The sequence below is a fragment of the Mesorhizobium sp. M7A.F.Ca.CA.001.10.2.1 genome (genome assembly GCF_003998575.1).
Classification (GTDB): Bacteria; Pseudomonadota; Alphaproteobacteria; order Rhizobiales; family Rhizobiaceae; genus Mesorhizobium.
Map to the genome: position 1 here is coordinate 1 of NZ_RZQY01000367.1, position 5850 is coordinate 5850.

Here is a 5850-nt window from a genome sequence, read left to right on the forward strand (position 1 = left end):
CTGCAGCACCTCGATATCGTTCTCGACCAGCAGCACCTTGGTGCCGAACAGGCCATAGCCGCGCGGCCGTTCCATGTCGGCAACGCTGGCGATGGCATCGGCTGGCGCACCGATGCCGACCGGAACATCGATGTGGAAGATCGTGCCGCGTCCGACCTTCGACGAGAATGTCACGGGATGGCCGAGCGCGCTGGCCATGCGGCGCACGATGGCGAGCCCGAGCCCGAGACCGCCACCGTCCAGTTCGGCATTGGCCGGCGAGGTGCCGCGATGGAATTCCTCGAACACCGCCTCGCGCTGGTCGTCGGGAATGCCGCAGCCCGTATCGGCGACGTCGATGCGGATGGTGTCGCCGCGATGTCTGGTGCCGACAAGCACGCCGCCCGAGCGTGTATAGCCCAGCGCGTTGGAAAGAATGTTCTGCAGGATGCGGCGCAGCAGCGTGCGGTCGGAGCGGACCACGGCGTGGACCGGCCGGAATTTCAGCGACAGGCCTTTCATCTCCGCCACCGGCAGGAAATCCGAGCGGAGCGACGAGAACAGCGCCTCCAGGCTGACGTCGCCTATGTCGGGCTGCACCACGCCGGCATCGAGCTTTGAGATGTCGAGCAGGGTTCTAAGCAGGTCCTCCATCGTCTCCAGCGAGCGCTCGACCTGCCGCACCAGTTTCTTGCCCTCGTCACTGGTCTGAACTTCGGCGAGCGCCGAAACCGAGAGATGGGCCGCGTTCAGCGGCTGCAGCACGTCGTGGCTGGCAGCGGCGAGGAAACGGGTTTTCGACAGGTTCGCCAGTTCGGCGTTTTCCTTGGCGGCGCTGAGGTCGATGTTCGACTGCTCCAGCCGGCGCAAGGTCGAGTGCAGTTCCTCGGTGCGGGTGCGCACCCGGTTTTCCAGCGAGATCGCGGTCTGGAACAGCGAAAAGGCGTTGCCTTGCTGGTCCATAGAGCGCTCGACGCGGCTGACCAGTGCCGCGTTGATCTTCTTCAGCTTTTCAAGATCGTTTATGTCCCTCAGCGGCATCTTGTTTGCGCCGTCCTATTCCGCCGCCTGGCGCTCGCCAAAGGCGATGCCGGTGAAAGTCTGGTTCAGATGCATCGACCGGTACTGTTCGCCATAGGTGCCGAAGCCGATGACATTGTTGACCCGGTAGAGTTCCGAGATCTCGCGAAATACCTGCCGATTGCGCGCGTCCAGCCGGCGCAGCACGCAGTCGAAGCCGAGGATCATGTCGATACCGCCAAGCCTCTCCTCGACATCGCGCAGGGCGGCGCGCGTCGATTCGACCATGTCCTTGGGTTGAGCGATCGACAGCACAACGCCATCGTCTATGGCGCAGAAGAACGACAGCGAGCCGTCGGCATGCATCTTCTGGATCGACCGGCAATAATATTGGCCGCCCACCTTCACCACCACGGGATGCGAGGCGAAGCTCAGTGGCGTCAGCATCTGCGCGACGATGCCGACGGACGCGGAATATTCCTGCGCCGCATTGGTGGCATTGAACTCGCGCACGATGCGGTGATCGGGATCGGAAGCCGTCACCACCAGTTTTTCATCGGTGGGAACGAAATTGTCGGTCTTGAAGACATGGAAGGGAATTTCGGTCGATATCAGCACGATGATGGCGCTGTCGGAGGTGACCTTGCCGTTCGAGATCAGGCGCGTCGTCTCGAATTTCAGATCGTCGCCGGCGGAGCCGCCAAGCAGCGGAATGTCGTCGAGGCCCCAGTGGATGGCTGAACTCACCGCTTCTTCGGCATAAGAGAGCCCGTCGATGAAGCAGAGCGCGAAAGTGCCTTTGGTCCGATCGCAACCAGGGCGCGCGCGCAGCGATCGCCGCAGGGTCTCCACCTCGCCGGTGATCCTGTCCATACCCGACGAGGACAGATTTTCGACCATCACGCTGACGGCGGTGAACGCGGTGGACGGAAGCAGCATGGCCAGCACATGGCCATCCTCGAGACCTTGCGGCGTGATCTCGCCGGCAGTCGAACAGCCGGCGTGGTGGAGCGCCGGTGCGTGGGTCATGAGCGCCTGGGAAAGGGCGCTGGCTTCGACCAGGCTCTGGGAAAAGAACAGCAGGGCAAAGCCTGCGTCGATGGCGGCTGCTTCCAGTGCGATCGCCTTGGCGAACGCCTCCATGTCGGGCTCGTCCGTAGTGAGCGCCGACAGGCCGCATGCATAGCGCGTCTGTGAATTGGCCAGCGATGTTCTCCGCATTTCCTCCGACGCTTTTTTGTGCGCGGCTGTTTTTAAATGCTTCTGGCGCGCGGGCGTCGACCGACATTGTTGCCTTCAATCGGCGGTTTGGCAATGGGGCCACCGGCACCGCATGTTTGGGCGCGGCCATGACCGAAAGTACAATGTTCCGCGTTTGCGACGTGCTGTTTTTTGTCCGATGTGCGGTGTACGAATAATGCACCACCGAAGCGCGAATACCGCGTCGGCAGCGTGGATACCAAGGTTGATACCCAGGGAGGGACCATGTCGGACGTTTCGTTGATGGTGAACGGAAAGCGGGTCAGCGGTGCTGCCGAGGACCGAACACTTCTGGTTCACTTCCTGCGGGAAAATCTCGGCCTTACCGGCACGCATGTCGGTTGCGACACCTCGCAATGCGGTGCCTGCGTCGTCCACGTCGATGGCAAGGCGGTCAAATCCTGTACGATGCTCGCGGTGCAGGCCTCCGGCTCCACCGTGCTGACGATCGAGGGCCTGGCCAATGGCGCCGACCTGCATCCGGTGCAGGCCGCCTTCAAGGAACATCACGGGCTGCAATGCGGCTTCTGCACGCCGGGCATGATCATGACGGCGACCGACATGATCAGCCGCCACCCCGAAGGGCTCGACGAGGCGACGGTGCGTGCCGAGCTCGACGGCAACATCTGCCGCTGCACCGGCTACCACAACATCGTCAAGGCGATCCTCGCCGCATCGACGACGATGAAGGGGTCCAAGGGTAAGGCGAGACAAGCTGCTTAGGCAAGGGAATAAGGGAGTAGGGCAGTAGGGGAGTAGGGCAAAAAGGCCAACGCAACGAGGCCCTTTTTCCCTAGTCCCTTACTCCCTACTGCCCTACTCCCATAATTCCGGAGGAATTTCTGATGGGCATTGAAGGTGTTGGCGCTCGGGTCGCGCGCAAGGAAGACAAACGGTTCATCACGGGCGCCGGCCGCTATGTCGACGACATGGTGGTTCCCGGCATGAAGCACGCCGCCTTTGTGCGCAGTCCGCACGCGCATGCGCAGATCAAGAAGATCGATGTGAAGAAGGCCCAAGGCATGCCCGGCGTCATCGGCGTGCTGACCGGCAAGGAACTCAAGGCCGACGGCATCGGCAATCTCATCTGCGGTTGGATGATCCACTCCAAGGACGGCTCGCCGATGAAGATGGGAGCGTGGTCGCCACTCGCCTTCGACCGGGTCCGTTATGTCGGCGACGCCGTCGTCATCGTCGTCGCCGAGACCAAGGGGCAGGCGCGCGACGCCGCCGAGGCGGTCGAGATCACCTACAAGGAGCTGAAGGCCGTCGTCGATGCCTCCAAGGCGATGGACAAGGGTGCGCCGCAAATCCACCCCGAAGCGGACAACAATCTGATCTTCGACTGGGACATCGGCAATGCCGACGACACCGCGGCGGCTTTCGGGAAGGCAGCCCATGTCGTCAAGATGGACATCATCAACAACCGGCTGGTGCCCAATGCCATGGAGCCGCGCGCCGCACTTGGCCATTACGACAAGGCCGAGGATCACTATACCTGCTGGACGACCTCGCAGAACCCGCATGTGGCGCGGCTGGTGATGAGCGCCTTCTACAATGTCGCGCCGGAAAACAAGCTGCGCGTGATCGCGCCCGATGTCGGCGGCGGCTTCGGCTCGAAGATCTACATCTATCCCGAAGAGATCGTCTGCCTGTGGGCGTCGAAGAAGACCGGCGTGCCGGTCAAATGGGTGGCCGACCGGACCGAGAGTTTTCTGACCGATGCGCATGGCCGCGACCATCACACCCATGCTGAAATGGCCTTCGACAAGGACCACAGGATCCTCGGCCTGAAGGTGGAAACCCAAGCCAATCTCGGCGCCTACATGTCGCTGTTTTCATCGGCGACGCCGACCTATCTCTATGCGACTCTGCTGTCGGGCCAGTACAACATCCCGGCCATCCACGCCAATGTGAAGGCGATCTACACCAACACCGCGCCCGTCGATGCCTATCGCGGGGCAGGGCGGCCGGAAGCGACCTTCGTCATGGAGCGTATGATGGAGACGGCGGCCCGCCAGTTCGGCGTTTCGCCGGCTGAGTTGCGGCGCAAGAACTTCGTCACCTCGTTTCCGCATCAGACGCCGGTCATCATGTGCTATGACGCCGGCGACTATGCCGCTTCGCTCGATGCGGCAATGCAGGCGTCGGATTATGCCGGCTTCGCCAAGCGCAAGGCCGCCGCCGCCAACAAGGGGCTGCTGCGCGGCATCGGCATGAGCTGCTACATCGAGGCCTGCGGCATCGCGCCGTCTGCGGCCGTCGGCTCGCTCGGCGCCGGTGTCGGCCTTTGGGAATCGGCGGAAGTGCGCGTCAACGCGGTCGGCACGATCGAGGTGCTGACCGGCTCTCACAGCCACGGCCAGGGCCATGAGACGACCTTCGCGCAACTGGTCAATGAGCGCTTCGGCGTGCCGCTCGATTCGGTCTCGATCGTGCATGGCGATACCGACAAGGTGCAGATGGGCATGGGCACCTATGGCTCGCGCTCGGGTGCGGTCGGGATGTCAGCCATCGTCAAGGCGCTCGACAAGGTAGAGGCCAAGGCCAAGAAGATCGCGGCGCACCTGCTCGAGGCCGACGAAGGCGACATCATCATCGAGAACGGCGCGCTGAAGGTGGCCGGCACCGACAAGAACGTGCCGTGGTTCCAGATGGCGCTGGCCGCCTACACTGCCCACAACCTGCCGGGCGGCATGGAGCCCGGGCTCAAGGAGACGGCGTTCTACGATCCGTCGAATTTCACCTTCCCGGCGGGCTGCTATATCTGCGAGGTCGAGGTCGACCCGGAAACCGGCGTGACCGAGATCGTCCAGTTCGTCGCCGCCGACGATTTCGGCAACATCATCAATCCGATGATCGTCGAGGGCCAGGTGCATGGCGGGCTGGCGCAAGGCATTGGCCAGGCACTGCTCGAAGGCGCCCATTACGACAACAGCGGACAATTGCTGACCGCGAGCTACATGGACTACACCATGCCGCGCGCCGGCGATCTGCCGTCGTTCAAGGTCTCGACCTCGAACACGCCTTGCCCGGGCAATCCGTTGGGGATCAAGGGTTGCGGCGAGGCCGGCGCGATCGGCTCGCCGCCGGCGGTGATCAACGCTATCACCGACGCCATCGGCAGCAACGATCTTGCCATGCCGGCTTCGCCGTCCACCGTGTGGGCCGCGATCCGCGCGACGAAACATTGAACGCGAATGGCGAATAGGGGTAGCGAATAGGGAAGAGAATGTTCGCTACTTCCTGCTCGCTCTTTCACCCAGGGGAGAAAGACAAATGTACGCAGTCAACTATCATCGCGCCGCCTCGGTCGCCGATGCCGCCAAGCTGATCAAGACCGGCGACGCCAAGCTGCTTTCGGGCGGTATGACGCTGATCCCGGCGATGAAGACGCGGCTTGCCGCGCCGTCCGACCTTGTCGACCTGTCGCGGATCACGGAGCTGCAGGGCGTCACGGTGTCGGGCAAGACCGTCACCATCGGCGCTGCCACCACGCATAATGCTGTTGCCAATGACGAGAAGCTGAAGAAGGCCTGTCCGGCGCTTTCCCATCTGGCATCGCTGATCGGCGATCCGGCGGTGCGCCAC

Annotated in this window: 5 protein-coding genes; 3 read left to right on the forward strand and 2 right to left on the reverse strand. The window is 62.9% G+C overall.

What is annotated here, in order from left to right; translation table 11 throughout:
- Both EN964_RS21775 and EN964_RS21780 read right to left on the reverse strand, forming a co-directional pair.
- The coding region (locus EN964_RS21775; RefSeq protein ID WP_164775920.1) for a HAMP domain-containing sensor histidine kinase at window positions 1–1020 on the reverse strand (1020 nt) is incomplete at its 3' end.
- 15 nt (window positions 1021–1035) lie between these two features.
- On the reverse strand, window positions 1036–2220 hold the full coding sequence (locus EN964_RS21780; RefSeq protein ID WP_127270230.1) for an FIST signal transduction protein: 1185 nt from the start codon (window positions 2218–2220) through the stop codon (window positions 1036–1038).
- 264 nt (window positions 2221–2484) lie between these two features.
- Here EN964_RS21780 and EN964_RS21785 point away from each other — a divergent pair, with 264 nt between their 5' ends.
- From EN964_RS21785 to EN964_RS21795, 3 genes are all read left to right on the forward strand, one after another.
- Window positions 2485–2982: a (2Fe-2S)-binding protein gene (locus EN964_RS21785; protein ID WP_127272058.1), complete on the forward strand. Its 498-nt coding sequence runs from the start codon at window positions 2485–2487 to the stop codon at window positions 2980–2982.
- Between the two features lie 122 nt (window positions 2983–3104).
- Entirely contained in the window at window positions 3105–5453 is a 2349-nt protein-coding gene (locus tag EN964_RS21790; RefSeq protein WP_127276722.1) for a xanthine dehydrogenase family protein molybdopterin-binding subunit, read from the forward strand.
- A gap of 85 nt (window positions 5454–5538) precedes the next feature.
- On the forward strand, window positions 5539–5850 hold a 312-nt coding region (locus EN964_RS21795; RefSeq protein ID WP_206528740.1), incomplete at its 3' end, for a xanthine dehydrogenase family protein subunit M.